Genomic DNA, 26,374 nt, shown 5'->3' with positions numbered 1-26,374 from the left:
GGTTTAAGTTTAAGTTTTGAATATCTAGTAATTTGCAAAGCATATACCAAAACCAGCCCAAAATGAAGACAATATTATCTCTAGCATTGCTGACACTTTGCTTAAACCTTTACTCAAAAGCCCAAGAAGCTAGATTAATCTGGTCAGACGAGTTCTCTGAAACTGGACTTCCCAATCCAAAAAAATGGACTTACGATGTGGGAGATCATGGCTGGGGTAATGAAGAATTGGAATATTATTCACAAAATGACCTTAAAAATGCCCGAATTGAAAACGGCCTTCTAATCATCGAAGCACACGCTGACAGTTCATACCCCAAGGGGTACACTTCTGCACGGCTGCTTACAAAAGGGAATGCCGCTTGGCAATATGGTTACATAGAAGCCAAAGCCAAGCTACCCCAAGGACGGGGAACATGGCCGGCAATCTGGATGCTCCCTGAAGTAAATACACATGGAGGCTGGCCAAAAAGCGGTGAAATTGACATTATGGAGCATGTAGGATATGATCCGGGGAAAGTACATGGCACTGTCCATACCGAAACCTTCAATCACACTGACGGGACACAAAAAGGAGATTATCAATTACTCCCTGATTTCAGCACCGAATTCCATACTTACGCCGTAGATTGGACCAAGGAAAAAATCGATTTTCTGATTGATGGGAATATCTATTTTACTTTTGAAAATACAGAGAAAGACTATAGAGATTGGCCATTTGACAAGCCTTTTCATTTGATATTAAATATTGCAGTCGGCGGTGGATGGGGCGGTGTACAGGGCGTTGCTCCCGATATATGGCCTCAGCGAATGGAAGTAGATTATGTACGGGTTTATGACAAAAAACCTCACCATTAATATTCCAGTTAGTAATTTCAAGGCAGGATTATATTCAATAATTCTGATACATAGTTCTAAAAAAAATTGGGAAGTCAACTAGATATCCCTAAACTGGTAAAAGAGACAGACCCTAATTATATAATCATGCGAAACGCTCCCTTTAGAAAAAGAAAAATCACAGCCCTGATAGTCATCGGTTTATTGATGCTTTTGATTTACGGAAAAAATCTAACTGAGCGCCAAGCCTTCAAAAACATAAGCAGTACCTTCAAAGAAGTGTACAATGACCGTCTGGTGGTGGAGGGATATATATTCAGGATTTCGGAAAATTTATTCAGAATCCAAAAACTTGTTGATCATTGTGACATCAGCTACGACTATTCGAAAGTAGTGGATGAAATAGCAGAAAAGGAGCAGAATATCATGGCAATAGTAAGGGATTTTGAGAAGACAAATCTCACTGAAAAGGAAGGGCAGTACTTGACTGATTTTAGAAGCATCATCGAAAATGACCTACAGATAAAAAACTACGGCCTACTATACTCTGATTCATCCGGTGTCAACATGAATCAGGTAAAACTATATGATCAAAAAATCAGCAAAGCCCAGTTAGATCTTGATAATTTAAGTAAAATCCAACTCGAAGAAGGAGAAAAATTGATCAACAAAGCCAACATCATTATCAATCGATCCCAAATTTGGTCTCAATTTGAAGTAGCTTTGTTGATCATTTTAGCACTTGCAATGTATTTCTTATTGTTTAGGAATAAATTCAAGTCTCATTAATCACACTTTCAGCTTGCTTAAATAAGCTGCATTGTTGGCCGCTGCCTCCAAAGGTGTAGTATCCACAAACCTTTCTTGCTCGACTACGAAGTACTCCATTCCATATTTCTTGGATTTCTTGATGATCTCAGCATAAGGAATCTCTCCTGTACCGAGTAAAACTCCTCGGTCGTGTGCATTTCCGCCGTCAGCTTCAGCATCCTTTACATGGCAAAGCTTGAATCTTCCCGGGAATTTGGCCACATATTCCAACGGGTCATAACCGGCTACGTATGCCCAATACATATCCAATTCAAAATCCACCAATTCTGGATCCGTATTTTCCATCAACACATCCTGCGGTAACTGTCCCTCAAGCATTTTGAAGGTATAATCGTGGTTATGGTAAGCAAACTTCACCCCATGAGACTTTAGGGTTTCACCGGCATCATTGAATCTATCTGCTATTTTTTTCCAATCTTCCACAGTTTTTTGTGCTCCGATATATGGGCAAATCAGGTACTCCATCCCCACTTCCGCAGCTTGCTCAGCCTGTACATCCAGATCCTTAAACACATTGGCATGGGAGGAGATAAAATCAACTCCGATGTCATTCATCAAACTTTTGCATTCGGATGGCTGCATTCCCCAAAGGATTCCCTTCCCTCCATCAAATCCTTCAAATTGCCTGTAACCATACGTAGCCAGTTGGCGCATGGTTCCCATAGCATCCTTCGCCATCTCTTCTTTCACTGAGTAAAGCTGAAGGCCAAATTTTGAAAGTTTCGCTTTTGCAGGATTCAAGAAACCATTCTTGGCTGAGGCAAATTCAAAAGGAAAAAGCACCGCTCCCGCACCAAGCATCGCCCCCATCTGGAGGAATTTTCTTCTAGGTTTATTCATAATAGGCTGGCCTATCCCTGTAAGGACAGGCTCTTTATATAAAATTAGATTGATTAAATAGCGTAAGCCTTATCTCCTTTATTGTAAGGAATACATGGATCGAATCTCCCCGGAGTCTCCACAAAGTTCAATGCCTGAGTCGCTCCTATTTCAGAAGTAAAATAGCCGAGCACAGTCAAGTCACGAAGCATATTTATCACCTGCGGACTTCTATCCTTTCCGCTCGATTTGAACTCATCGAACATCCCATTCAAATAAGCCAGTCTTTCTTCTGCGGGTGCTCCTAGAAAATCCTTTCCTTTAGCCGACTTGAAGTCTTTTCTCAGTTTATTCAGCCCATCAACAAACGTTTTTTGGCTATCTCCATCATACGTGTCTTTGACCATCATCACCATAAATGACCCAATACCCACTGCTTTAGCGCCGGGTGTGTCGGTTTCAGGGATAATAGTATCTCCCAACTCATCCAAGAAAGCGATATCATCCGGATCAAAGTCCAATCCTTCAATTTGGTTTTCCGGGGTACAGCCTGTCATGACCGCCGTAGCACCGATCATCGTCCCTCCCATCATTACCATGACGCTTTTCAAAGCGTCTCTTCTATTCATAGTCATAGTCTTGTCTTTTATGCTTAGAGATTTTGCTTTTTTAATTCATCCACCGCGAAAGCTGCCGCTCTTGCAGTCAAAGCCATGTAGGTGAGTGAAGGGTTTACCGCCGCTGCCGAGGTCATACAGGCACCATCAGTCACAAACACGTTTTTCGCATCCCACACCTGATTATTCCCGTTCAAAACAGAAGTTTTCGGATCACGTCCCATTCTTGCAGTCCCCATTTCGTGGATCCCCTGTCCGAAGGTATATCCGGCATCGTATTGATTGATATTTTTGAACCCTGCCACTTCCAGCATCTCTGCCGCATCAGCCATCATATCCTTACGCATTTTGAGTTCATTCTCTTTGATCTCAGCGTCCATCACCAATGCTTCCATTCCCCACTTATCCTTCACTGTATCGCTTAGCTTGATCGTGTTCTCATGGTAAGGAAGTATTTCACCAAAAGCTGTAATCCCCATAGACCACGGTCCAGGTTGTGTAAGTGCTTCCTTCATCGGCGCACCAAAATTCAATTCGGCTACGTCACGGGTCCATCCACTACGGCTGGCACCGCCCTGATATCCGAATCCGCGAAGGTAATCTCTCTTATCACCATTGACGTTTTGGAACCTTGGGATATAGAGTCCTGTGGGTCTTCGCCCAAAGTAATATTTGTCGTCGTATCCCTCCATAGTACCACTTGCTCCTAAGCGGAAGTGGTGATCCATGACGTTATGTCCAAGTTCTTCTGAGCTACTTCCCAGCCCTCCTGGCCAAACATCTGTAGCTGTACGCATAAGGATAGCTGTAGAATTGAAGGCAGAAGCACAAAGGAACACGATTTTAGCATCATACTCTATTGTTTCATTGGTCTGTCCATCCACTACTTCTACACCGGTAGCCTTCTTGGTATCCTTGTCGTAAATCAATCTTCTCACGATTGACCAAGGTCTCAATGTCAGATTACCCGTGGCTTGTGCCGCAGGCAAAGTGGAAGCTTGCGTGCTAAAGTATCCGCCAAAAGGACATCCCAGAGAACATTTACTCCTGTATTGACAGCCGGGTCTACCCGGTAATGGCTCGGTAATATTCGCAGGACGGCCAATAGTCCAGTGTCTAGCTCCCTTATAGTGTTCTTTTATCTTGGCAGCAGCGTCTTTCTCCACACAGTTCATCGGCATAGGCGGCATAAATTCCCCATCAGGAAGCACATCCAACCCGTCTTTGGATCCTGACACCCCTGCAAATTTCTCCACATAAGAATACCAAGGCGCAATATCCTTGTAGCGTATCGGCCAATCCACAGCCACTCCTTCTTTCACATTTCCTTCGAAATCCAAATCAGACCATCTGTAGGATTGTCTGCCCCAAAGAAGAGAACGTCCGCCTACTTGATAACCCCGAAACCAGGTAAATGGCTTTTCCTCTACATATGGAGACTCATCTTCATGGGCCCACCAGTCCAGATTTAGTTCATCGAGAACATAATCTCTTCTGAGGTTTGGATGTGCGGCTATCATCTCCTGCGTATCCCTGCCCCTATGTGGAACCTCCCAAGGCGGAAGTGTCGCAGTTTTATAATCTTTAACGTGCTCTACATTCGGACCTCTTTCTAGAAGCAATACTTTCAGTCCCTTTTCCGTCAATTCTTTTGCAGCCCAACCGCCGCTTATTCCTGACCCAACTACGATTGCGTCATAAGATTCATTTGCCATAAATATGGGTTTTAATTATTCGTTACTTTTTACACATCACAAATCTGAACTCCCTGTGCCAATGCCGCCATTTTGTCCTCAGATTTTGGTAGAAATTCGTGTGATACATAGCCTTTAAAGCCTGTAGCCACGATGGCTTTCATTACCGCAGGGTAATAAATTTCCTGCGTATCGTCCAGTTCGTTTCTGCCTGGATTGCCCGCTGTGTGGTAATGTCCAAAATACTGGTGATTGTCCTGAATGCTTCTGATAATATCTCCTTCATCTATCTGCATATGATAAATATCATAAAGCAATTTGAAGTTGTCGCTTCCCAACCTCTTACATAACTCAACGCCAAAAGCAGATTTGCTACATAAGTAATCATGATGATTTACCCGACTGTTAAGAAGCTCCATTTGCAGAATAACACCGTGCTTCTCAGCCAAAGGAATAAGTTTCTCCAAGCCTATCTGACAGTTTTTCAAGCCTGTCTCATCGTCCATTCCTCTCCTATTCCCTGAGAAACAAATTAGGTTTTGGTAACCTGCCTCAGCTACTTTCGGAATTACTTCAGTATAGTTTTTTATCAATTGCTCGTGGTATTTAACCTCACCAAAACCTTCGGTAAGGCTAATTTCGGCACCATTGCACATAGACGAATCGAGCCCATGCTTTTTCAAAATATGCCAGTTATTTGGGCCTATTAAGTCTATGCCTTTGATCCCGATTTTCTTGGCTTCTACACAGAAATCTTCCAGGCTATAATCACGAAAACACCAGTGACATACGCCATGGTTGATATTTCCTTTCAATTCGTAGGGTTTTTCTTCTTTCATTTCGAAAGACGAAAGAGTGCCAAAAGCAGCACCAGCAAGCAAAACTTTTTTAAAAGATTCTCTTCTCCCAGTGTCAATAGGTTTGGTCATGAGGGTTTTTATTGATGTGAATTTATTTGTTCTTTCTTGAATAGAGCTGTGAAAAGTAGCAAAACCAAAACAGAAATACCAGCAGGAATTAACCAAATTGATTTCCAAAGATGTGTTCCCGCTTCATTTGTGTAATATTCTGAGATTAATCCAGCCGCCCAAAAGCCTATCAGCATTCCTACACCATAGGTAGCCAAAGTAATTAATCCCTGTGCCGAAGACTTGTATTTGGCTCCGGCATGCGAATCGGTATAGATCTGTCCACTGACAAAGAAAAAATCATAACAAATCCCGTGTAACCCAATGCCTATCAATAACATCCAAACACCTTTATCCGCATCCCCAAAAGCAAAGAAAGCATAGCGGACTGCCCATGCTATCATCGCTACCATCAAGGTTTTTTTGATCCCAAATCTGTAAAAGAAAATAGGCAAAGCAAGCATAAACACCACCTCGGACACCTGTCCCATTGCCATTTTCCCTGTAGAGTTTTCCAAGCCTATCTCCGTGAGAAAAGGGCTGGTATTTTGGTAATAAAACGCAAGAGGAATGCAGATCAAAATCGAAGAAATAAAGAAAACCGCATAATTCTTATGCTTTAATAATCGTAATGCATCCAAACCAAGCACTTCGGAAAGTCTAAAATCCCCGGTATTTCTTGCTTGGGGAGGAGTACCAGGAAGCGTAAAGCTAAACAATCCCAAAGCCAAAGAGCTGGAAGCCGCCATCAGCCATGTATTTCTCAATAAGCCTTCTCTTAATCCTTCTTGACTATCCCATGACAAAAAACTGATCAAAAAACCGGCCGTGATCCACCCAATCGTCCCCCATACACGGATTCCGGAGAATTCTTTTGCAGGATCATCCATCTGATTAAACGAAATTGAATTTACCAATGCAAGAGTGGGCATGTACAATATCATATATATCAGGAGTAGCGGAAAGAATCCTGAAAAATCAGCGGAATTGTAAAGCATATACATCAACCCAGCTCCAAGGATGTGTATGACTCCCAGTATTCTCTGAGCATGAAAGTAGCGATCTGCAATCAAACCCACCACAAATGGAGCTATAATGGCACCGAATGACTGAGTGGAAAATGCAAAAGAAATATCCTGATCATTCGCGAGAAGATTTGATCTCAAAAAAGTCCCCATAGTCACAAACCAAGAGCTCCAGATAAAAAACTCCAAAAACATCATAATGGACAATCGAAGCTTGGTATTGATATTCATAGAATTAAAATCATAATTAAAGTAGTGCTTACTTTAAAGAATCGTCCAAAGTTTAAAGTTTAGTCAATTTGAAGTATTTTAGGCCGTTCAAACAACTTCCCGAAATAAGGGTTTCTCAGTAACTGACAAAGCCACTCATACCAAGATGGAGCTATCGATCAATTATTCTATCAATTCACTTGAATAGCGAAGGTTTTTCCATTAGGAATCAATTATTTCAAGCATTTAATCCTGAATATAACGTCTTTTTCCAAATGTCATCTTCACAAAAACTAAAAATAGGACTTATAGGCGGCGGTCCGGGTTCTTTCATTGGAGCTATTCATTTAAATGGAGCCTTGATGGACGGGATGTTCGAGCTAGTAGCCGGAGCATTCAGCTCAAACCCAAAAAAATCAAAGCAACGGGGTGAAGAACTCAGGCTCGATCCAGGGAGAGTTTATGACAATTATGATGAGATGTTTGCCAAAGAACTGGAGCTTCCAGAATCTGTACGAATAGATGTAGTCGTAATTGTAACCCCAAACAATGTACATTTTGACCCCACTGTGAAAGCACTCAAGCATGGCTTTCATGTGGTACTGGACAAACCACTAACACTCAATTATACAGAAGCAAAAGAACTGTATCATATAGTCAATGCTTCAGAGAAAAGATTTCTCCTAACTCATACCTACTCCGGCTATCCGATGATCAAGCAAGCCAAGCAAATGATAGCCGAAGGGCATATCGGAAAAGTGCGGAAAGTCTACGTAGAGTACCCTCAGGGCTGGCTCTGGAAACTACTGGAATCTGAAAACAACAAGCAAGCCGAATGGCGTACTGACCCCCAAAGAAACGGTTTGGCAGGATGTATGGGGGATATCGGTACGCATGCATTTCACTTGGCCGAATATGTTTCAGGTGAGAAAGTTTCCCATGTCTGTGCTGATCTTTATATAAAAGTAGAGGGTAGACCTATTGATGATGATGGCGTGGTGTTGATGAGATTTGAAAATGGAGCCTCAGGAGTTCTTACGGCATCTCAAACTGATACAGGAGCAGAAAACAACCTGCGGATTCGTGTATACGGAGAGAAAGGCGGGCTGGAGTGGGAGCAGGAATTGAACAATACGCTAATCGCACGCTGGCCGGATGCTCCGGACCAGATTTTGAGAGCCGGCACGGGATACTTGGGTTCGCTCGCAAATGAAAATACCCGAACTCCGGCAGGCCACCCGGAAGGATATGTGGAAGCATTTGCCAATTTGTACAGAAATTTCGCCAGATGCATATATGCTGAACGCGCCGGTGAAACGCCCAAACCGGAGTGGGAGGATTACCCCGGAATAGAAGACGGTATCAGAGGCATGGCTTTCATAGACCATGTATTGAAAAGTAATGAGTCTGACATTAAATGGACACCTTTTGAAGTAGAAAAATAATTCTTGAACCTAGTAATTTAACCTAAAGTAAAATGAAGACAATTAAAGGCCCGGCGATCTTTCTCGCCCAATTTATTGACGACAAAGAACCCTTCAACAACCTGAAGAACATTTGTGACTACATGGCCAACCTAGGCTACAAAGGCGTGCAAATTCCAAGTTGGGATGCCAGAATGATTGATCTGCCAAAAGCTGCCGAGAGCAAAACTTACGCAGATGAAATCGTCGGCACGGTAAAAGAGGCAGGCTTACAAATCACGGAACTTTCTACTCACCTGCAAGGACAATTAGTAGCTGTTCATCCGGCATACAATGAATTATTTGACGGTTTTGCGCCGGCTAGTCTGAAAGGAAACCTTCAGGGCAAAACAGATTGGGCCGTGCAGCAGTTGAAATCTGCTGCAAAAGCCTCCCAAAACATGGGACTCACCGCACACGCTACTTTCTCGGGAGCTCTAATGTGGCAGACAGTGTATCCTTGGCCTCAAAGACCAGCCGGATTAGTGGATACAGGCTTCACTGAACTTGCAAAAAGATGGACTCCTATCCTTGACGAATTTGACAAATACGGAGTGGATGTTTGTTATGAACTTCACCCGGGAGAAGATTTGCATGATGGGGTGACATTTGAAATGTTTTTAGATAAAGTCAATAACCACAAGCGTGCAAACATACTTTATGACCCAAGTCATTTCGTGCTGCAATGCCTAGACTATCTGCAATTCATTGATTTTTACCATGAAAGAATCAAAATGTTCCATGTAAAGGATGCCGAATTCAATCCTACAGGCAAGCAGGGAGTGTATGGTGGATACCAAGGATGGGTAGAGCGGGCTGGCCGATTCAGATCACTGGGCGATGGTCAGGTTGATTTTAGCGGAATTTTTAGCAAACTTTCGCAGTACGATTACGATGGATGGGCCGTTTTAGAATGGGAGTGTGCCATTAAGCATCCTGAGCAAGGGGCTGCAGAGGGTGCCCCTTTTATAGATTCGCACATTATAAATGTCACAGAAAAAGCATTTGACGATTTTGCAGGAATGGGCGCGGACGAAGCTTTCAACAAAAAAATACTAGGAATCTAATTACTCAATTTTAATATCCAATTTTAATGAAAATCACAAAACCTTTAAACCTTGCCATCATAGCTCTGGCAGGGTTTACCTTTGCCTGTGGAGGAGATAAAACCACCGAGACCACATCAGTTCCTGCGGCCGATGCTCCGGTATCCGCTCCTCAAAAAGAAATGAGTCTGGAAGAAAAATACCAAGACGATCCTGTTTACATCAAAGGACTTGCAAAACTAAAAACCTCTGACTGTACCTCTTGCCACATGGTAGAAAGGAAAATTGTAGGCCCTTCTTATGCTGATGTAGCAGCTAAATATGAGAGCACTGAAGAAAACGTCAATTTACTTGCCCAGAAGGTAATCGAAGGTGGAGTAGGCGTATGGGGAGAGATCCCAATGCCTCCGCATCCTACTTTGAGCTTAGAAGACGCAAAAGACATGGTAAGCTATGTACTCCTATTGAAAAAATAAGATGAAATCGAGACGATTAAAATCATCATTAAAACACACGTAAATGATTATTTGTAACCGTCAAAGATTCCTTCCCGATTTTCGGGACAGGTAGTGACCTCTGAAAAACAAAATATAAACACATGAAAAAACACTATATTATCGTTGCGTCACTTGCAAGCATGCTTGCTTCGTGTTCCGGCGAAAAAGCCGTCGAAACAGAAACTGAAGAAGTGGCTGTGGTTGAAGCTCCGACGGAAGAAGAGTGGGTAGATCTATTTGCCAACAATGATTTCTCTAACTGGCACAAGTACGGCGGAGGAGAAGTAGGGAATGCCTGGAAAGTCGAAAATGGTGAAGCATACCTTGATGCCAAAAACAAAGACGGCTGGCAGACAGGTGACGGTGGTGATATTGTCACAAATGAGGAATATGAAAATTTCCACTTAAAATATGATTGGAAAATCTCCCAAAATGGAAATAGCGGTGTGATTTTCTATTCCCATGAAGCTCCGGAATATCCCTATTCTTGGAATACAGGAATGGAAATGCAGGTTCTGGACAACGAAGGCCATCCTGACGCTAAAATCGTTAGCCATAGAGCTGGTGATCTGTATGATCTGATCGTAAGCAGTGAAGAGACAGTGAAACCTTATGGAGAATGGAACTCAGCTGAGATCATTGCCGACAACGGCAAGCTTGATTTAATCCTAAATGGAACCACCATAGTAAGTACTAGGCTTTGGACTCCTGAGTGGGAAGCATTGATTGCAGGCAGCAAATTCAAGGACATGCCTAATTTTGGCACCTACAAAAAAGGCAGAATCGCCTTACAAGATCATGGTGATCTAGTTTACTTTAAGAATGTGATGATTAAGAAGCTTTAATCTATTCGCCTCACAAATAAAAAAAGAGTCCCGCATCAGTGCAGGACTCTTTTTTTGGTTAAACCGAACCTAAAATTAAGAATCCTTCTGCGATATTGGGTTTTAGAACCTTAAATCCGCATTATGCATTAGCATTTCTACGCCACGGCGTACAAGTTATTGCGACCATTAATTGCTTCAAAATCAGTCACTGCGTTGCAATTTTCGACTTCACCATATGCGCCGCGGCGGACTCAGTCTCCATACAGCCTGATTTTAGTGCAATTAAGGGTCTCTTAACGAAACCTAAGGCAAAATCCGGGTTCAAAGCAAATGGAACTCTATTTTTTTGCCTCCTTATCTATATGCTGAAAAACTTTCGCCTAAGCACATTATATACTTCAGTCCTATCTTTTATCGGTCTTTTGAGTTATGATCCTGATCTGATCATCTAATTCGTTGGCTGAGGTCAATAAATAGTCCAGCAGTTCGCTTTGTGACAATTCTTCTACAGGTGTATTTTTGATCAGATCGATAAGTCCCATAATCCGAGCTAGTGGAGCTCGGATTATGTGAGACTGCAACCATGCGATTTCCCGAAATTGCTGGTTTTGTTCTTCGATAGCCATAATCCTACTGACTTTCTCCGTATTATCCAGACAAGCGCCAATCATTCCAAGTATTTCTCCGTTCGGATCAGATTTGCGCTTGGCCCAAGACCTTAAATAACGTACTTCACCATCTGGGCGGACAATTCTTTCTTCGAAATCGGTGTCCTCTCCGGTACTCAACACATTTTCAATTATCCCTTTTACCCTAATCCGATCGTCTGGGTGCAGCAATTCAAGATATCCTTCAAAGGTCGCTTTGAATTCATTTGGGTTCAATCCGTAGATTGTATATAAGGCAGGCGACCAGGTGACAATATTATGCTCGATATCCCAGTTCCAGTTACCAAAATGTGCGAGTTCCTGACTCTGTAGCATCAGCAAATTCTTCTCGATGATGATCTCTGTGTTTTGTCTGTTTTCTAAGATGACTTGTAGCAATGCTGTCGCACGTTCCATCACTCTTAGTTCGTCTTCAGTTGGTGATTTGGGTTGACGGTAATACATTGCCAGCGTAGCTATCACCTCTCCTTCAGTACCGATTACAGGATTTGACCAGCAGGCCATCAATCCATGCATAAGAGCAAGCTCGCGGTAACCTATCCACTTAGGATCAGTGGAAATATCAGTAACAATGATCTGTCGTTTTAAAGCTGCAGCAGTGCCACAGGACCCCACATTCTCACCGATCTGTACGTTCTCAAGGGAAGCCATATAGGCACCGGGCAAGGAGGGAGATATACCATCACGCAAGCGACCATTTTTGATTTTCAGAATTGAACATTGCATCATGGGAAACAATTCTTCGAGTCCTGCGAGATAGCATAAAAGCAATTCATGAAGGGAATTATTCATATTCAGCTGAAACACATTTTTTTCCAGCTGCTCCAGAGCGATTAGCCTTCTAAAGGCTGTGGTTTCAGTCATAATTCCACAAAGAAAAGGTTGGACATCCCCTTCAGTGATAAAAGAAACTGTGTCCTTAACCCATTTGATATTGTCATCCGCACTAATCATCCTATATTCGAAAGAATGGATTTTTCCGGGGCTGTCATTCAAATTTCGGTATTCAGACACCACTCCAATATCATCGGGATGAATGCGGCTCTCCCAAAAACCAGGCGTGTCTGTCCACGTTTCCTGTGGAAAACCTAAAATATGCTGACTAGGATCTCCGATGGAATTAAATAGCCGCATCATTGAATCGGCTTCCCATACAATCCCTCCCATAGATTTCAGAAAAGAAAGCAATTGTTCGGAGTTATTTTTCATGATGATTAGAATACGTGTCGTAAATAGCTAGGGAGTAAGATACTAAAATGAATTAATTTACACCCAGACCTTTAAATTGTCTTAATCTTTGTTGAAAGAGATTTTGATAACCAAGCCGGAAGCAAAGATTAGGACTCAGATTAAGCTTTATCTAGACTAGTGAAAGTGAGTTGGTTTATTAAAATCCTCTTGGAAAAATCTGACGGATTAATGAGTTATTTATGCCGTGTACAAAGCAGCTGAGATCATTGGTGAGATTGCGAAAAAAGGTTAACCACTGAGAGGCATATTAAAACTTCTATTTCCGGATTTCATCTTCTTGAATTACGCTTGGCTCATTGTAAATCCCCGAACGTTTCTTTAGTAAATCAGCTTCCGGTGAATTCCTGTTGAAGTAAGTTTCAACTGCCCAATGTTAGGCTCCTACATACCTTTCTAGATTTGAACGTGCGTCTACATAGAACCTATTCAGCTCATCAGAAAAGAGCATGTAAAGAGTTGCCATGCTAAGTACCAGTTGGCTAAAAATAAGAAAAGCAGCCCATTGTGGGCTGCTTTTTTGTGATCCCTCTGGGGCTCGAACCCAGAACCCTCCCGATTACAATCGGGATGCTCTACTGAGCTGATCGGATAAGCGATTCAATATATTTTTTGCTTTTCATCTTTTTAATCTGAAGTTCTCTACGTTTGGCAGTAAGCAGATCATCAAAATCCTCACGGTAAACCAGTTTCCAGGGAATTCCTGTGTAGGTGAATTTAGAGTGGCCAATGTTATGTTCATATAGTCTGCGCTGAAGATCTGTGCATGCGCCTACATAATACTTGGCAAGTTTTTCAGAATACAAGATATACATTGTAGCCATCTGAGAAATGATTGTCATAAAAATAAGAAAAGCAGCCCATTGTGGGCTGCTTTTTTGTGATCCCTCTGGGGCTCGAACCCAGGACCCATACATTAAAAGTGTATTGCTCTACCAGCTGAGCTAAGGAATCATGCTGTTTCAAGTGAATCTTTTTTCACTTTGGTGTTTTTATTTCTTTGCACGAACCCAGAACCCTCCCGATCAAAATCGGGATGCTCTACCAGCTGAGCTACGGAATCAAAAATGCAATAAAATAAAAAGCGGAACGTAATTCCGCTTTTAAGAAGTGATCCTGTCAGGACTCGAACCTGAAACCTACTGCTTAGAAGGCAGTTGCTCTATCCGGTTGAGCTACAGGACCGGATAAGTAATGTCAATAAATCTTTAGACTACTGACAAAACAAAAATAAAATAAAGTCGGGGTGGCAGGATTCGAACCTACGACCTCCACATCCCAAATGTGGCGCGATACCGGGCTACGCTACACCCCGAAACTTTCTTTTTAACTCCTTGTAAGTTAATTTCTGTGATTATTTTTGATGACATATGCTTGTCATTTCTGTAATCATTCTGTGATCCCGCTGGGGCTCGAACCCAGGACCCATACATTAAAAGTGTATTGCTCTACCAGCTGAGCTACGGAATCATATTGTTTCAAGTGAATCTTTTTCCACTTAGGTATTTTTATTTCTTGACACCAACCCTAAACCCTCCCGATAGCAATCGGGATGCTCTACCTCCCTATACTCATCAGGAAGAGTGGGACTAGTTCGTTCTGAAAATTTTCAGAAATTTTAACCACTTTCCGGTGATCAAAAACCTTTCAAATTGACTCCCTAGCCTTGCTTTTTGCCAGATCATTGCCGTAATTGGACTGCAAAAATAAGGGGACAAATTTTAAATGCCAAACGTGAAATCAATCTTTCTCACAAAACTTTTGATATTTTTATCGATATCGATACAAAGTATTCATTGTCAAGCAGATGTAATTGATCTAAAAAAAGCAGATTCTTTGTTTAATGCTAGAAGCTACAAGGAAGCAATGGAAATCTATGATTCTAACTATCAATCCGGGATTTATTCCCCGGCAATGTTGCTAAAAATGGCCTTCATAACGGAAGGTATTGGAGACAAAGAACGAGCTACTCTTTTCCTGAGCAAATACTACGATCTAGATCCTAATCCACAGGCTATAACCAAGATTAAAAGTCTAACCGGCCAAAGTTCCCTAATAGGATACGAAGTAAGTGATGCACAACGATTTCTTATTTTTCTTACTGAATACCAGGAATATATTGTAGCCGTTTTAGCGATTTTCCTTGTGGTTTCCATTATACTAAGTTGGATCACAGGCAGAAAATCTGAGAAGACTCAAACCTTCTGGCCAACTATTCTACTTATCATCTTAATCTTCTTAGCCAACAATTTCCTGAACGGACCCCGAACCGGTCTTATTACCAGCAGTCCTACTTTTATTGTAAGCAAGCCATCTGCTGGCGGTGAGCTGATAGACAGGGTAGAACCCGGACATCGAGTGCATATCAAGTCCAGCAAGGATATCTGGTACGAAGTTGACTGGAAGGATAAAAGTGCCTACATAAAGAAATCAGATGTTACTCGAATGTAAATCCATTTGAAAAACACTAATGGAAATCACTTTGCTATTCCTCCAAAATATGCTGATTGTTGGGACATGAAAAAACTACTTGTGCTTTTTGGGTTCGCAGTTATCCTCTTTTCCTGCAAGACTTCTCCTTCAGATGAACATTTTTATGACGCAGGGATCTCGGTCGAACTTGCAAAATTCAGAAAGCAGCAACTAACGAATATCCATTACAAACTGTCATTTGATATTCCTTCGAGGAAATCAGATCCAATTCCTGCACATCTAATTTTGGAAGCTGAGCTCATTGACCTAAGCCATCCCTTGATTTTGGATTTCCATGAGAAATCATCCCACTTACTTTCTTTGAAAGTGAACGGTCAAGAGAGTGAAATCACTCATAGGGATGAGCACATCACCATTCCTGAGAAGTTGCTTAAAAAGGGATTCAACTCCATTGAGTTTGATTTCCTGGCAGGAGAACTTTCGCTGAATAGAAATGAGGATTTTCTCTATACTTTATTGGTCCCTGATCGGGCGAGAACGCTTTTCCCTTGTTTTGACCAGCCCAGTTTAAAGGCAAACTACACGTTGACCATCACTGCGCCAAAAACCTGGAAAGTCTTGGCAGGAGCACCTGAAATTGGGGCTGATGACAAAGGTGACTTCACCACGCACCGCTTTGCCAAGTCTGATCTGATGAGCACGTATTTATTCTCCTTTGTAGCAGGGAAATTCGATCTGGCAAAGGCTGATTCCAGCTATGCTCAAACAATGCTGTATCGGGAAACGAGTGCTGAAAAAATAGCATCCAGTATCCCCGAAGTATTTCGTCTCCATCAGAAGGCTAAAGAATTTCTGGAAAACTACACCGCTTACCCTTTCCTATTTCAGAAACTTGATTTTGCTACAATTCCGATTTTCCAGTATGGAGGAATGGAACATATAGGAGCGATCCAGTATCGGGAATCCTCTCTTTTCTTGGATGAAAATGCGACAAACTCCCAGCTGTTAAGCCGTGCAAAACTTATAGGTCACGAAACCGCTCATATGTGGTTTGGAGATCTGGTGACGATGGATTGGTTTGATGATGTGTGGATGAAGGAGGTTTTCGCCAATTTTATGGCCGGCAAACTAGTCAACCCCGCTTACCCCGAAATCAATCATGAGCTGTTGTTTCTAACCAATCATTATCCTGCAGCTTACGGCGAAGACCGTACACAGGGCACCAACCCAATCCGCCAAAAACTAGCCAATTTAAAGGATGCGGGATCACTGTATGGAAGCATAATTTATGACAAGGCTCCGATCATGATGCGCCAATTGGAGACAGCAATGGGTGAAGCGGCATTTCAAAAAGGCATACAGACATATATCAAGACCTATGCAAACGACAACGCAACCTGGAATGACCTGATTGCGATTCTGGATGACAACACTGAAATGGATCTTCAAGATTGGAGTGAAGTATGGGTGAATCAATCAGGGAGACCAGTCCTTACCGACAATATTGAACTCGCAAAAGACGGAACAATTAGCTCCTTTGAAATTTCCCAAAAAGCCGAAGATGGCTCAGATAAAATCTGGCCACAGCTATTTGATATCACGTTCTTTTATCCTGATACCAGCAGGACATTTACAATTTCTATGGCAGGTGAATCCTTGAATTTGCAAGAAGCAGTCGGCGAACAACAAGCATCCAAAATTATTTACAACAGCAACGGCCTTGGATATGGGATTTTTCCGATTGATAAGCAATCGTTAGCAACAATTCAAGACCTTTCGGATGAGGTAATGCGTGGCCAATCCTACATCAACTTATATGAAAACACCCTTTCCGGAAATATAGAACCAATACTAGCTTTTGAGACTTTTCAAAAAGGAATAGCACAGGAAGGAAATGAAATTTTAGCAAGTTTGATTTCTTCTGAACTCAGTGCGATTTTCTGGAAATATCTCACGGTAGACCAGCGAAAAAAAGTCCTTCCAGGCTTAGAAGTTCAATTATGGAATCAATTGCAAACAGACCTCCCCACCAATCTGAAGAAAACCATCTTCTCTCTATACAGGGGAATTGCTTATTCCGGGACGGGTCAGGATCGACTTTATAAAATCTGGAATAAGGATATCGAGATCAAAGACCTAAAACTCAATCCTGACAACTTCACGGATCTGGCTATGACGTTGGCTTTGTATGGACATCCTATGTCATCTCAAATCTTAACCGAAGAACGAACAAGCATAAGTAACCCGGACAAACTTGACCGATTTGATTTTCTTCAGCCGGCTTTATCCCAAAATGCCACAGAGCGGGACAGACTCTTCGAGTCATTCCGGGATGCAGATAATAGAGAAAAAGAATCTTGGGTCTTATCAGCCTGTAGCTACATACACCATCCTTTGCGTCAGGAATCCGCCATCAACCATCTCCCGCTGGCAATGGAGCTATTGGAAGACATTCAGAAGACAGGAGACATTTTCTTTCCGAAAAGATGGATATCTGCTACAGCAGGACAATACACCTCTCCAAAAGCCGCTAAAATCGTCTCGGACTTTCTAGAAGCAAATCAAGACTACAATCCTATCTTAAAAAACAAAATCCTTCAGGCAACGGATGATTTGATGCGAGTGCAGAAGATAGTAAAGCAAGATTAAATCACATAATTATCAGGAATAACGTCTACTCCCTCATTTCCTTCCTTATAAAGCTGCAAGACCAAAGTGCCTTCCAAGTAGATCCAGCTTTAGGAGAAGCGGGATAACGCCCACCATAAAAATTACGTCTGGATATCACGAACCCTACCCACTACGAAAATCACCGTGCCCACTGTGGTTAAAAATAATTACAGCAAAAAAGCCGCCCACTTAAGTGGACGGCTTCATAATATGGATTAAGAAAGACTTATTTGCTAGCAATGAAGCTAACCAAATCGATCACTTTATTGGAGTAACCCCACTCATTGTCATACCAAGAAACTACTTTCAAGAATTTGTCAGAAAGCTGGATACCTGCACCTGCATCGAAGATGGATGTTCTGGCATCTCCAAGGAAGTCATTGGAAACGACATCATCTTCAGTGTACCCAAGAACGCCTTTCATGGTAGTCTCAGAAACTTCTTTCATTTTCGCACAAACCTCAGCGTAAGTAGCAGGGTTTTTCAATCTAACTGTCAAATCGACCACAGAAACATCAGGAGTAGGAACTCTGAATGCCATACCGGTCAATTTACCGTTAAGTTCAGGAATCACCTTACCCACCGCTTTAGCAGCTCCCGTAGAAGAAGGGATTATATTTTGCCCTGCGCCACGGCCACCTCTCCAGTCCTTAGCAGAAGGTCCGTCAACAGTTTTCTGTGTAGCAGTAGTCGCGTGAACTGTAGTCATCAAACCTTCCTCGATTCCCCAGTTGTCATTCAATACTTTGGCGATTGGAGCCAAACAGTTTGTAGTACAGGAAGCATTAGATACAAAAACCATGTCAGAGGTATAAGAATCTTCATTCACACCCATTACGAACATCGGCGTATCATCCTTTGACGGTGCAGACATTACTACTTTCTTAGCGCCTGCATCGATGTGACCTTGTGCAGTTTCTTTAGTCAAGAAAATACCTGTTGATTCGATCACATAATCAGCCCCTACTTCACCCCACTTAAGGTTGGCAGGGCTTTTCTCTGAAGTAACACGGATGCTATTTCCATTTACTACCAATTGGCCGTCTTTCACCTCTACTGTGCCTTTGAAGGTACCGTGAGTAGAGTCGTACTTAAGCATATATGCCATGTAGTCGACGTCGATCAAGTCATTGATCGCTACTACCTGGATATCTTCTCTTTCTTGTGCAACTCTGAACGCCAAACGTCCGATTCTACCGAATCCGTTGATTCCAACTTTAATTTTGCTCATTGTTATTTTGATTTTACGTATAGGTTTGATTCCTAAATCTCCCCTTAGAGTACATGCCTCTTTTGGCTAAAAATCTCTCTGGGATGGCTAAGTTATTACATTTATTTGGCTAGCCCAAACTATCTGGCAATCCAATAAAAGCCAGATTAAATACAATCGATTTCGATGATTATTTTTTTCTTAAAAATTCTGAAAAATCTCATTTTACAATGCTTTTGCCTATTTTGAAATCTGAATTAGGCAATTTTTAACGTTTGAAACAGCAACCATAGCCCAGCAAAAAAACTGGCTACGTATTTATCCATTTGGAGGGAATGTATTTACGCATCAGTGATCAAGGATTTCATGAAGGTAAATGAAAGTGTTTTTTTGGGTTTTGAGGAGAAATAATCCAATTTGTGAAACGTGATTTTTGGATTGGGAAATAAAAAACAGGCTATATTTTCTTCTCAATGAATTGCATAAACAAAAAAACCGGGATTTCGCCCGGTTTTTTTGTGAAAATCGATAATTATACCAATTGTGCCAACACTTCATTAAGCGTAGCGCTTGGCCTCATTGCCTGAGAAGCCAATGCTGCATCAGGCCTAAAATAACCACCGATAGTTACCGGTACCCCTTGTGAACCGTTCAATTCAGCTACAATTGCAACTTCTTTTTCAGCCAATACTTTTGCAACCGGAATGAATTTAGCTTTCAAATCCCCATCTTTATTTTGCGCAGCAAGTGCTTCTGCCCAGTAAAGTGCAATGTAGAAATGGCTTCCTCTGTTGTCCAATTTTCCAACTACTCTTGCAGGAGACTTGTCATTTTCGAGCCACTTCCCCGTAGCCTGATCAAGCGTCTCGGCAAGCAGCAAAGCTTTGTCGTTATGGAACGTCTGTCCCAAATGCTCTAGAGAAACAGCAAGTGCAAGAAATTCACCTAAGGAATCCCAACGCAAGTGGCCTTCGGTGACGAATTGCTCCACGTGCTTTGGCGCAGATCCACCTGCTCCGGTTTCAAACAAGCCACCGCCGTTCATCAACGGCACGATTGAAAGCATTTTGGCTGAAGTACCCAATTCCAAAATCGGGAACAAATCAGTCAAGTAATCTCTCAATACATTTCCCGTAACAGAAATCGTGTCCATGCCTTCTTTGATGCGCGCCAAAGAAAGATTTGTTGCCTCCACAGGTGAAAGTATAGAAATCTCCAGTCCAGTCTGATCATGCTCCAATAAGTACTTATTTACTTTTTTGATCAGCTCTGCATCATGTGCGCGCTGAGGATCTAACCAGAAGATAGCCGGAGTATTAGAAAGTCTTGCTCTGGTCACGGCCAATTTTACCCAATCCTGGATAGGCGCATCTTTTGTTTGGCACATTCTCCAAATATCTCCCGCTTCCACCTCGTGCGAAAAGATTTCATGCCCGTTTTGATCCAGTACTTTTACCGTACCTGCATAAGGGATTTCGAAAGTTTTATCATGAGATCCATATTCTTCAGCTTTTTGAGCCATTAGCCCTACGTTAGGCACAGAACCCATAGTAGATGGATCAAAAGCTCCATGCGTGCGGCAAAAATCAATCGTAGCCTGATAAACACCTGCATAAGATCTATCCGGGATGATCGCCTTGGTATCCTGGAGTTTGCCGGACTTATTCCACATCTGACCGGAAGTCCTAATCATCGCTGGCATAGAGGCGTCGATAATGATATCACTTGGCACATGTAGATTGGTAATCCCTTTGTCGGAATTAACCATAGCCAAATCCGGACTATCTGCAAGGCAAGCTTCAATATCAGCCTCTACCTCGGTTCTCTTCGGAATAGAAAGTTTATCCAGATTGGAGATCAAGTCTCCGAATCCATTATTCACATCAATTCCTACCTCGTTGAAAGAAGCAATATGCTTGGCAAAAACGGGCTCAAAAAACACTTTCACTGCATGGCCAAAGATGATAGGATCAGAAACCTTCATCATCGTGGCTTTCATATGAAGGGAGAAAAGAACACCCTGGTCTTTTGCATCAGCTTTTGCTTTTCTCAGAAATGCCGTCAAAGCAGCAATACTCATAGTAGAAGCATCTATTACTTCGCCTGCCTGAATCTTCAGTCCGGATTTAAGAATCTCTTTTCTGCCGTCCGCACCTTGCAATTCAATTGAAACAACAGCCTCATCCGCCATGGTGTGGGATTTTTCGCTTCCGTAAAAATCACCTTCCGTCATACTATCCACATGAGACTTGGAGTCTGCCGACCACTTTCCCATAGAATGCGGATGCTTCCGTGCGTAAGCCTTCACTGCTTGAGGAGCTCTACGGTCTGAGTTTCCTTCACGGAGTACAGGATTCACCGCAGAACCTTTGATTTTGTCGTATTTGCTTTTAATCTTCTTTTCCTCGTCAGTTTTTGGCTCCTCCGGATAATCCGGAAGCCCATATCCCTGCGACTGAAGCTCCTTGATCGCAGCTTTTAGCTGAGGAATTGACGCAGAAATATTCGGAAGCTTTACAATATTGGCTTCAGGGGTTTTGGCAATATCTCCCAATTCCGCCAAGGTATCAGGCAGCTGCTGCTCAGGAGTCAGAAACTCAGGGAAGTTGGCGATGATTCTGGCAGAAAGCGAAATATCACGTGTCTCTACCGATACTCCGGCAGATTTGGTAAATGCTTCTACAATGGGCAATAGGGAATACGTGGCCAAAGCCGGAGCTTCATCAGTCAGCGTATAGAGGATTTTTGGAGTTTGGTTACTCATGGTTTTAAGAATTCAAAAAGGCTAGTTACACCCGGAATCTTCAATCGACCATTCTTCGGTCTTACTCATTTTACTTCAAAATGGAATGGAAAAAGAGAAACAGGGTCTTAAAATATCGCGGCTAAAATACGGAAAATATCCTTGTTTCAAATTCCGCTCGCATAAAGTACTGACTGTCTGAAAAAAGGATTACTTGACCAAAAAATCATCTGCGTCCATCCAAGCCGGAAATTTCTCCCGATAGCCATCCAGTGCCTCCATCTCCAAGGTCACAAGGGTGATTTTCTCGCTTTCTCCCAAAAAACTAAGCTGATTCCCTTTGAAGTCATAGACGGCAGAATGTCCGTTGTACGCTATTCCATTCCCATCCTCTGCCACTCTATTCACCCCAATGGAATAAGACAAATTCTCTATAGCCCTTGCCGGCAAAAGCGCATCCCAAGCGGAAACTCTCGCTGCCGGCCATGAGGCAATATAAAAAATAAGATCATAGGCCAATTCCCCACCGATCATCCTATTTCTAGACCAGACAGGAAATCTAAGATCATAGCAAACCTGTGGACAAATCTTCCAGCCTTGCAAAGTAAAAACCGGCAGCCGTTCTCCCGCAGTAAAAGACTTCCCTTCTTCTGCCATTCTGAACAGATGCCGCTTGTCATAGTGCTGAATCATTCCGTCAGGACTCACCCAAAGTAAGCGATTGTAAAACTTCCCGTCCACATTGATAATCGCACTTCCCGTAATGGTGGTGTTTTTCTGTTCAGCGATCTGTCGCATCCACTTGCAGACAGTAAGATTCATGGGTTCAGCGAGTTCAGCTGCATCCATGCTAAATCCTGTGGGAAACATTTCCGGCAGGATAATCAAATCAACTCCCTCTTCTACTCCCCAAAGCTTCTCTTCCAGCATAGCCAGATTGGCAACTTTATCTTTCCAATGAAGATCCGTTTGTACAAGTGCTATGGTGAGTTGGTCTGCTTTGATCATTTTAGCGGGTAAATCATTCGGTAATCAGTGGATATTTTACCCTTACTTACATCAATCAACTTGGATTTTACCAGTCGTTTCTTCAGGCCTTTCAGGTAGTCCACGAATAGAATTCCTTCCAAGTGATCGTATTCATGCTGAATCACACGAGCTGTCATCCCTGAGAATTCCTCCTCCTTCAGATTCCAGTTTTCATCGTAATACTCGATAGTCAATGTCTCCGGACGCGTGATCTCCGCTCGGACTTCAGGAATACTCAGACATCCTTCCTCGAAGCTGTAATCATCCCCATATTCATCCAAAATTATCGGATTTATAAAAGCCCTTCGAATTCCGACTTCTTCATCATCTTCGTCCAGCATCAACGTGCTATCGATCACAAAAAGGCTGATACCCTGATTGATTTGAGGTGCCGCAAGCCCTACTCCACTGGCATTATCCATAGTGGCAAACATATTCTTGATCAGTTCGTCAAGTGCTGTGCCTTCGGTAATTTCTTCTGCCTCTTTCTTCAATATAGGGTTACCGTAGGCAACTATTGGGTAAATCATTGTCTCTCTAAATAGGATTGTAGAATAATTGCCGCACTCACCTTATCTAAGTTCCCGGCTTTTTCTTTTCTGTCTTTCTTTTTACTTCCCATGGAAATCATGCTCTGCATGGCCATTTTGGAAGTGAACCGTTCATCAACAAGTTCAATTCTTTTATCCGGAAAAGCCTTTGAAAGCCTGTCCTTCATGGTAATCACTTTGGGAGTCATCTCATTGTCCTGACCATTCAATCTCTTAGGGTAGCCAAGGACCAGGGTATCCACTTCTTCTTTTATGAAGTAGCTTTTTAGATAATCGAGAAGCTTAGAAGTCTCGATAGTCTCCAAAGGATTGGCCAACATTTTCAGTGAATCGGTAACGGCTAGCCCCGTTCTTTTAGTTCCCAGATCAATCGCAAGTATTCTGGGCATCAGTTTTTCCCCGTTTTTTTACGAATTTGACGTAGTGCTTCTCTTTCCAGCTCTACAGCCTTCGGAAAAAGGAGTTCATCTTCAATCTTTGCATGAATCCTTAGTTCGTGCTCGAAATTCTGCAACTCATGATAAAGCACTTTCATGGTAAGCGGGGCATTCGGCTCCAACGAATAATCAGTGGTCAGTCTCCTAATTCCTTCCATCTCATCCTCATGAATCTCGTGCTGATCGGCCAGCAGGTGAACGGGATCCCTTTCCAAAATCGTAATCGCATCCTTCAGAGAAAATCTGTTCTCTTCAATATCCTGAAGCAATTCAATTCTCTTGAACAGCCTGCTTTCCTCTTCGTGAATATGATGAATAAAATCCTCCACAAACAATGGAAACATAATCCGAAGATCTGCCATCAAAGAAGCAAACCGGGGTTCCGGTATTATTCCGGAGATGATATTGGAAAGAAAAGGCAATTCCTGTCGCACAAAGTAATAGTGCTTCTTTTTCAGGTATGCAACCAAAATTTCTATCGGATTTAGGTAAAGCTCTTCGGTGGAAGGCTCCTTCCGTTGAGCCCATGATTCCAGCTCTGTAATCAACTGGCTGGAATGCACTTTATGTTTCTTGCAAACCACCTCAAGCGACTCCGTAGGGTATTGATAGAAGCTGATTCCGAAATAATGCAGCACAGAAGCAAAGACATAGTTTTCAGAAACCAAATCTCCCACTAAGGCCTTTTCAAAGTCATCAACAGTTCGCATGTTGCAAAAATAATTTTTTTTAACAGAAAAAAGGGGAATAAATTGAGCCATTATACCCACCCCTCGTATAAACATTTGTTAGCTTTATCAAATGACTCCTTAAAAACAGGGGGAATTTGGGTAGTTTACCATAACAATAAAGAAATATAACCAACTGAAAGAGAAAGCTGTGAGCGAGACAAAAAACACGAAATCCCAAATCAGGCTTCCTATAATTCTGGCCTTGGCCATTTCTGCAGGAATCTGGATTGGGGCAACTTTTGCTGAGCCAAAAGGAAATCAAAATGATCTGAGGGCTGCACTTTACAAGCTGCAGGAAATTATGACCTATGTCAACAGAGACTATGTGGACAGTGTCAATACCAACGAGCTGATAGAATATGGCATAAATAAAATGCTGGAACATTTGGATCCGCACTCAAGCTATATACCTGCAAAAGATGCTTCATTGGCAAAATCCCAACTGGACGGAGAATTCGATGGTATTGGTGTGGAATTCGGAATCATACGGGATACAATCTACGTGGTCGCTCCCCTTACGGGCGGGCCTTCTGAAGCACTGGGAATCCAATCGGGAGATCAAATCATACGGGTAGACGGAGAAAACGTAGCGGGTGTCGGCGTGACTAATCGCGATGTATTCGAAAAACTGCGGGGGCCAAAAGGTTCTGTGGTAGTGGTGGACATGAAACGCAAAAATCAAAAAGACCTTATCGAATACAAGATAACCCGTGACAAAATTCCTCAGTACAGCATCAATGCATCCTATATGGTAAATAATGAAATCGGCTACATCAAAGTAACCAGATTTGCTGCTACCACTTACGAGGAGTTCAAAGCTTCCATTACTGATTTGAAAAGCAAAGGGATGAAAAAACTCGTTATTGACCTTCAGGGAAATCCCGGCGGATACATGGGCGCAGCCATCAACATGGCAGATGAACTATTGGGAGAAAAAGCTCTGATTGTGTCCCAGGAAGGAAAAGTGGAGCAATACAATCAAAAAGCATATGCGTTCAAGCCGGGGATTTTTGAGGAAGGTTCTGTAATCGTTCTCGTAAATGAAGGTTCTGCATCGGCGTCGGAGATTCTGGCCGGAGCCATTCAAGATAATGACAGAGGCTTGATCGTAGGTAGAAGATCCTTCGGGAAAGGCTTAGTCCAAATGCCTATCGATCTTTCCGATGGAGCTGAACTAAGGCTGACGATTGCAAGATATTTTACACCTTCCGGAAGATCAATTCAAAAACCATACGGTGCGAACTACGAAGCATACGAAAGGGACTGGATCCAGCGGTACGAGCATGGAGAATTTTTCTCGGCGGACAGCATCACCTTCAATGACAGCCTGAAATACGAAACACTAAAAGGCAGAACAGTATACGGAGGTGGAGGTATTATGCCTGATTACTTCGTGCCATGGGATACCACCATGTCTTCGTCCTATGTAAGTAAGCTTTTCAATTCTGATTCATCCAGAGAGTTTATTCTTGACTTTGTGAATGAAAACAAATCCAGCTTCGAAAACATGAGTTTGGATCAATACTACACAGACTATACCGTAAGTGATGCAATGCTTAATAAATTGGTAGAATATGGCAAAAAGAACAAGGTCGAATTTGATGCAGCTGACTTCAACAAATCAAAAGACTATCTAAAAATCCTTGTAAAAGCACATTTGGGAAGGCAAATCTTTGATGACAGTGCTTTTTACAAAGTGGTGAATGACATCAATGAAATCTATCTCCAAGCCATTAAGCTGTTTGATGAAGCAGAGAAATTAGCCTTAGCTACAGACCTCCATAAAGAAGAGGAAGAATAACAAGTAACTTCTTTAAGTTAAGAAGAAGAAAGCATCCGTCGGGACGGATGCTTTCTTGTTTATTATCTGAATTTATTTTC

Annotated in this window: 22 protein-coding genes and 5 tRNA genes; 9 read left to right on the top strand and 18 right to left on the bottom strand. The window is 42.3% G+C overall.

Features of this window, described 5'->3' with window-relative positions:
- Window positions 1–62: 62 nt before the first annotated feature.
- Both ID165_RS00260 and ID165_RS00255 read left to right on the top strand, forming a co-directional pair.
- Window positions 63–857 (top strand): family 16 glycosylhydrolase, encoded by a 795-nt coding sequence (locus ID165_RS00260; protein WP_192348418.1) that lies wholly within the window; start codon window positions 63–65, stop codon window positions 855–857.
- Between the two features lie 126 nt (window positions 858–983).
- A complete protein-coding gene (locus ID165_RS00255; protein ID WP_192348417.1) occupies window positions 984–1,625 on the top strand; it encodes an MCP four helix bundle domain-containing protein in 642 nt (213 codons plus the stop codon).
- On the opposite strand, the gene ID165_RS00250 is transcribed toward ID165_RS00255, so the two are convergent.
- Genes ID165_RS00250 through ID165_RS00230 form a run of 5 tightly spaced genes read right to left on the bottom strand, consistent with a single transcriptional unit; the run spans window position 1,626 to window position 6,961 of the window.
- Window positions 1,626–2,507, bottom strand: a complete 882-nt coding sequence (locus ID165_RS00250; protein ID WP_192348416.1) for a sugar phosphate isomerase/epimerase — start codon at window positions 2,505–2,507, stop codon at window positions 1,626–1,628. It lies immediately after the preceding gene.
- A 53-nt stretch (window positions 2,508–2,560) separates the two neighbouring features.
- The gene (locus ID165_RS00245; RefSeq protein ID WP_192348415.1) at window positions 2,561–3,121 is read right to left on the bottom strand and encodes a gluconate 2-dehydrogenase subunit 3 family protein; all 561 of its coding nucleotides are present in this window, start codon (window positions 3,119–3,121) and stop codon (window positions 2,561–2,563) included.
- A gap of 17 nt (window positions 3,122–3,138) precedes the next feature.
- Window positions 3,139–4,818, bottom strand: a complete 1,680-nt coding sequence (locus tag ID165_RS00240; RefSeq protein WP_192348414.1) for a GMC oxidoreductase — start codon at window positions 4,816–4,818, stop codon at window positions 3,139–3,141.
- A 29-nt stretch (window positions 4,819–4,847) separates the two neighbouring features.
- A complete protein-coding gene (locus ID165_RS00235; RefSeq protein ID WP_192348413.1) occupies window positions 4,848–5,726 on the bottom strand; it encodes a hydroxypyruvate isomerase family protein in 879 nt (292 codons plus the stop codon).
- Window positions 5,727–5,734: 8 nt separating this feature from the next.
- Window positions 5,735–6,961: a nucleoside permease gene (locus ID165_RS00230; RefSeq protein ID WP_192348412.1), complete on the bottom strand. Its 1,227-nt coding sequence runs from the start codon at window positions 6,959–6,961 to the stop codon at window positions 5,735–5,737.
- A gap of 254 nt (window positions 6,962–7,215) precedes the next feature.
- Here ID165_RS00230 and ID165_RS00225 point away from each other — a divergent pair, with 254 nt between their 5' ends.
- The 4 genes from ID165_RS00225 (at window position 7,216) to ID165_RS00210 (ending at window position 10,791) form a co-directional block, all read left to right on the top strand.
- Window positions 7,216–8,385, top strand: coding sequence for a Gfo/Idh/MocA family protein (locus ID165_RS00225; RefSeq protein ID WP_192348411.1), 1,170 nt, complete (start codon window positions 7,216–7,218; stop codon window positions 8,383–8,385).
- A 32-nt stretch (window positions 8,386–8,417) separates the two neighbouring features.
- Window positions 8,418–9,470 carry a sugar phosphate isomerase/epimerase gene (locus ID165_RS00220; RefSeq protein ID WP_192348410.1) on the top strand — a complete coding sequence of 351 codons (1,053 nt, stop codon included), beginning with the start codon at window positions 8,418–8,420 and terminating at the stop codon, window positions 9,468–9,470.
- 26 nt (window positions 9,471–9,496) lie between these two features.
- Window positions 9,497–9,925, top strand: coding sequence for a c-type cytochrome (locus ID165_RS00215; RefSeq protein ID WP_192348409.1), 429 nt, complete (start codon window positions 9,497–9,499; stop codon window positions 9,923–9,925).
- A 122-nt stretch (window positions 9,926–10,047) separates the two neighbouring features.
- On the top strand, window positions 10,048–10,791 hold the full coding sequence (locus ID165_RS00210; protein ID WP_192348408.1) for a DUF1080 domain-containing protein: 744 nt from the start codon (window positions 10,048–10,050) through the stop codon (window positions 10,789–10,791).
- A 386-nt stretch (window positions 10,792–11,177) separates the two neighbouring features.
- Here the strand turns inward: ID165_RS00210 and ID165_RS00205 are convergent, their stop codons facing one another.
- From ID165_RS00205 to ID165_RS00175, 7 genes are all read right to left on the bottom strand, one after another.
- On the bottom strand, window positions 11,178–12,650 hold the full coding sequence (locus ID165_RS00205; protein WP_192348407.1) for a PAS domain-containing protein: 1,473 nt from the start codon (window positions 12,648–12,650) through the stop codon (window positions 11,178–11,180).
- 562 nt (window positions 12,651–13,212) lie between these two features.
- Window positions 13,213–13,278, bottom strand: a tRNA-Thr gene (locus tag ID165_RS00200).
- On the bottom strand, window positions 13,265–13,513 hold the full coding sequence (locus tag ID165_RS00195; RefSeq protein WP_192348406.1) for a GIY-YIG nuclease family protein: 249 nt from the start codon (window positions 13,511–13,513) through the stop codon (window positions 13,265–13,267). Before ID165_RS00195 ends, ID165_RS00200 begins: the two co-directional genes overlap by 14 nt.
- Before the next feature lie 57 nt (window positions 13,514–13,570).
- Window positions 13,571–13,643, bottom strand: a tRNA-Lys gene (locus ID165_RS00190).
- A gap of 157 nt (window positions 13,644–13,800) precedes the next feature.
- Window positions 13,801–13,874: transfer RNA gene (locus tag ID165_RS00185), tRNA-Arg, on the bottom strand.
- A gap of 56 nt (window positions 13,875–13,930) precedes the next feature.
- Window positions 13,931–14,004, bottom strand: a tRNA-Pro gene (locus tag ID165_RS00180).
- Between the two features lie 82 nt (window positions 14,005–14,086).
- Window positions 14,087–14,159, bottom strand: a tRNA-Lys gene (locus tag ID165_RS00175).
- Window positions 14,160–14,525: 366 nt separating this feature from the next.
- On the opposite strand from ID165_RS00175, the gene ID165_RS00170 reads away from it, so the two are divergent.
- Together ID165_RS00170 and ID165_RS00165 are read left to right on the top strand one after the other, a co-directional pair.
- Window positions 14,526–15,140 carry a hypothetical protein gene (locus ID165_RS00170; protein WP_370539724.1) on the top strand — a complete coding sequence of 205 codons (615 nt, stop codon included), beginning with the start codon at window positions 14,526–14,528 and terminating at the stop codon, window positions 15,138–15,140.
- 66 nt (window positions 15,141–15,206) lie between these two features.
- Complete coding sequence (locus ID165_RS00165; protein WP_192348404.1) at window positions 15,207–17,771, top strand: M1 family aminopeptidase; 2,565 nt, start codon at window positions 15,207–15,209, stop codon at window positions 17,769–17,771.
- A 247-nt stretch (window positions 17,772–18,018) separates the two neighbouring features.
- On the opposite strand, the gene gap is transcribed toward ID165_RS00165, so the two are convergent.
- From gap to ID165_RS00135, 6 genes are all read right to left on the bottom strand, one after another.
- The gene (gap, locus tag ID165_RS00160; RefSeq protein ID WP_192348403.1) at window positions 18,019–19,023 is read right to left on the bottom strand and encodes a type I glyceraldehyde-3-phosphate dehydrogenase; all 1,005 of its coding nucleotides are present in this window, start codon (window positions 19,021–19,023) and stop codon (window positions 18,019–18,021) included.
- A 511-nt stretch (window positions 19,024–19,534) separates the two neighbouring features.
- On the bottom strand, window positions 19,535–21,766 hold the full coding sequence (locus ID165_RS00155) for an NADP-dependent isocitrate dehydrogenase (RefSeq protein ID WP_192348402.1): 2,232 nt from the start codon (window positions 21,764–21,766) through the stop codon (window positions 19,535–19,537).
- A gap of 189 nt (window positions 21,767–21,955) precedes the next feature.
- Window positions 21,956–22,753 (bottom strand): amidohydrolase, encoded by a 798-nt coding sequence (locus tag ID165_RS00150; RefSeq protein ID WP_192348401.1) that lies wholly within the window; start codon window positions 22,751–22,753, stop codon window positions 21,956–21,958.
- Window positions 22,750–23,304: a peptide deformylase gene (gene def, locus ID165_RS00145; RefSeq protein WP_192348400.1), complete on the bottom strand. Its 555-nt coding sequence runs from the start codon at window positions 23,302–23,304 to the stop codon at window positions 22,750–22,752. The genes ID165_RS00150 and def overlap by 4 nt, the downstream gene beginning before the upstream one ends.
- On the bottom strand, window positions 23,301–23,714 hold the full coding sequence (gene ruvX, locus ID165_RS00140) for a Holliday junction resolvase RuvX (RefSeq protein ID WP_192348399.1): 414 nt from the start codon (window positions 23,712–23,714) through the stop codon (window positions 23,301–23,303). The genes def and ruvX overlap by 4 nt, the downstream gene beginning before the upstream one ends.
- Window positions 23,714–24,472: a hemerythrin domain-containing protein gene (locus ID165_RS00135; RefSeq protein ID WP_192348398.1), complete on the bottom strand. Its 759-nt coding sequence runs from the start codon at window positions 24,470–24,472 to the stop codon at window positions 23,714–23,716. Before ID165_RS00135 ends, ruvX begins: the two co-directional genes overlap by 1 nt.
- A gap of 169 nt (window positions 24,473–24,641) precedes the next feature.
- Here ID165_RS00135 and ID165_RS00130 point away from each other — a divergent pair, with 169 nt between their 5' ends.
- Window positions 24,642–26,294, top strand: a complete 1,653-nt coding sequence (locus ID165_RS00130; protein WP_192348397.1) for a S41 family peptidase — start codon at window positions 24,642–24,644, stop codon at window positions 26,292–26,294.
- The last annotated feature ends 80 nt before the right edge of the window (window positions 26,295–26,374 follow it).

Source organism: Algoriphagus sp. Y33, assembly GCF_014838715.1.
Classification (GTDB): Bacteria; Bacteroidota; Bacteroidia; order Cytophagales; family Cyclobacteriaceae; genus Algoriphagus.
This window is presented reverse-complemented; position numbering and strand designations above follow the sequence as displayed.